Raw genomic sequence first — 2579 nt, 5'->3', positions numbered from 1 at the left:
GCTGTAACTGCTAAACTAAAGTAGACCATTATTGCTTGATAAGAATGAACACTTTTCTTGGGGGATAGGCATGTAACAGGCTGTTGCCCCGTAGGGGCGGCAGCCTGTTACATGCTCGCCGTTCCGCTGGGTACCAACTAACAACTATTGCAATCTTTCATTTACTGTATAATACATGTTTGTACGATACAGAAATGGGAGGAGTAAGAAAGGTGGAAACATGGAAAGTGTATATGGAAATCTATCAACTAAAACAAGAAGGATTTAAAATACGAAGAATAGCTAGAAAACTAGGTATATCAAGGACAACGGTATATAAATACCTTGAAAAGTCTCCTCAGGAAATGGCGGAGTGGGTAGCTTCCACACAGACAAGAAAGAAGAAATTAGATGCCTATGAATTACTTATTCATACTTGGCTAACGGAACATCCGGACCTTTCTAGTGCTCAAGTTCATGATTGGTTAAAAGAAAGGTTTCCAACTCTACGTGTTGGAGAAAGTACCGTTCGGAGTTATGTCAAAGCCCTCCGGGAAAAATATCATATTCCAAAGACAGAAATGAAGCGTGTCTATCAAGCTATTCCAGACCCACCAATGGGGCAGCAAGCCCAGGTAGATTTTGGCCAGACGATACAGAAAACATCCCAGGGAAAGGAGAAGAAATTATATTTTATTAGTTTCGTGCTTTCGCACTCACGTTACAAATATGTTGTGTGGCTCCCCCGTCCTTTTACAACAAAGGATATGATTCAAGCTCACGAAGATGCTTTTCAGTATTTTGGAGGAATTCCACATGAGTTAGCTTATGATCAGGATTCCCTTATCGTAGTAAGTGAAAATGAAGGAGATCTCATTCTTACCAGTGAGTTTCAAGCATACAGGGAAGAGAGAAAATTAAAGCTCTTTGTATGTAGAAAAGCTGATCCAGAAAGTAAAGGGAAGATTGAAAATGTCGTAGGATTTGTGAAGAAGAATTTTGCGAAGAACCGCGTATTTCACCATATAGATAAATGGAATGAATCCTGTTTAGCATGGCTGATTCGAACCGGAAACGGAAAAGTGCATAATACAACAAAAAAAAGACCAGTCGAAGTGTTTGCCCTAGAAAAACAACACTTAAGACCAGTCAACAAAAAAATTTCAATTTCAAATATCGATAATAGTATAACAAGAAATGTTCGTAAGGACAATACTATTATCTACCAATCAAATCGTTATTCCGTACCGCTTGGTACATACAAGAAAGATAAAACAGTTTTTATTGAAATAAATGAACAGAACGAATTAATCATACGGGAAAAATCGGATGGGGCGATGATTGCCAAACACACGTTAAGCATAGAAAAAGGAAAACTTATTCAAGATTCCCAGCATACCAGGGATCGTTCTAAAGGAATAACCGCCTATATAGAAACGGTATCGACTTACTTTGATGATAAGGAAATGGCTTCTGATTTCCTTCAGGAAATTCATCTTAGATATCCTCGATACATACGGGATCAATTATCTCTTATTTTAAAGGTGTCCCAAACATTAGCAAGAGAAATAAGGAATCAAGCTTTAGAAGAGTGTGTAGCACGCAAAATATATAGTGCAACAGAGTTTAGAGATGTCGTAGAGTTTATCCAAAGACAAGCTGTTTCTAATCAAAGACCACAGCAAGTAGAAGGTATCCAAACATTGCATGGTATGGACGATACGCTACTTCAAATCAAGCCAAAAACAAGAGAATTGGATACTTATATAGAGTTATTGAAAGGAGCAACGGTATGAGTCATTCGATAGAAGAAATACAACAGCAATTTCGATCGTTGAGACTCACAGAGACGGCAAATTATTTGCCCTCTCTGATTCAACAAGCAGAGTCAGAAGATTGGACGTATCAAGTACTTTTGAAACGATTATGCGGATATGAATTAAAACGGAGAGATGAAAAGTTAATCGAAAAACGATTAAAATGGGCTGCATTCCCTTCTTATAAGACATTAGATGAGTTTCATTTAGATGAGCAACAATCGCTCAGCAAAAGACAGGTAAATCAGTTAAAGGAGTTTACTTGGCTGGATCAACTTTATAATTTAATCGTTTTAGGGCCGCCAGGCGTGGGGAAAACGCATTTAGCCACAGGGCTCGGAATAGAAGCTATACAAAAAGGATATAAAGTCTCTTTTGTTTCCATGGGGCAACTGATTCAAACATTAAAAACAGAAGAAGTTACCAGAAAATCACAAACTAGAATGAAACGAATTCGTTCCTCTCATTTAGTGATTATTGATGATTTAATGTTTATGGCAATGGATACACGTGAAGCGAATTTATTTTTTCATCTTATTAACGACCTTTATGATAAGGCTTCTATTATATTAACTTCTAATAAAGGCCCAAATGAATGGGGAGAATTACTAGGTGATCCAGGGATTACAACTGCCATTCTAGATAGAATTTTACATCGAGCTGAAGTCATACATTTTCATGATGATGATAGTTACCGAATGAAACACCGTTCTTCCATTTTTATGGAATAAAGTGTCCAAATTTAATTAGCAAAAAGTGTTCATTTCTACTTGACGCTCACAG

At 37.3% G+C, this 2579-nt stretch carries 2 protein-coding genes; both read left to right on the top strand.

The genetic code is table 11. The features are described 5' to 3' along the window. The first annotated feature begins 233 nt into the window (after positions 1 to 233). Positions 234 to 1775: an IS21 family transposase gene (gene istA / locus ACFO3P_RS14570; protein ID WP_379542474.1), complete on the top strand. Its 1542-nt coding sequence runs from the start codon at positions 234 to 236 to the stop codon at positions 1773 to 1775. Continuing rightward, positions 1772 to 2527 (top strand): IS21-like element helper ATPase IstB, encoded by a 756-nt coding sequence (gene istB, locus ACFO3P_RS14565; protein WP_042528871.1) that lies wholly within the window; start codon positions 1772 to 1774, stop codon positions 2525 to 2527. Before istA ends, istB begins: the two co-directional genes overlap by 4 nt. Positions 2528 to 2579: the final 52 nt, after the last annotated feature.

It is taken from the genome of Oceanobacillus aidingensis, assembly GCF_042654105.1.
Lineage (GTDB): Bacteria > Bacillota > Bacilli > Bacillales > Amphibacillaceae > Oceanobacillus > Oceanobacillus oncorhynchi.
The sequence above is the reverse complement of the archived record's forward strand: the minus strand, read 5'-3'. Positions and strand labels throughout refer to the sequence as shown.

What these genes read in the sequence shown, in the direction of transcription:
- istA (WP_379542474.1), top strand. Translation starts at nt 234, where the DNA reads ATGGAAATCTATCAACTAAAACAAGAAGGATTTAAAATACGAAGAATA.
- istB (WP_042528871.1), top strand. Translation starts at nt 1,772, where the DNA reads ATGAGTCATTCGATAGAAGAAATACAACAGCAATTTCGATCGTTGAGA.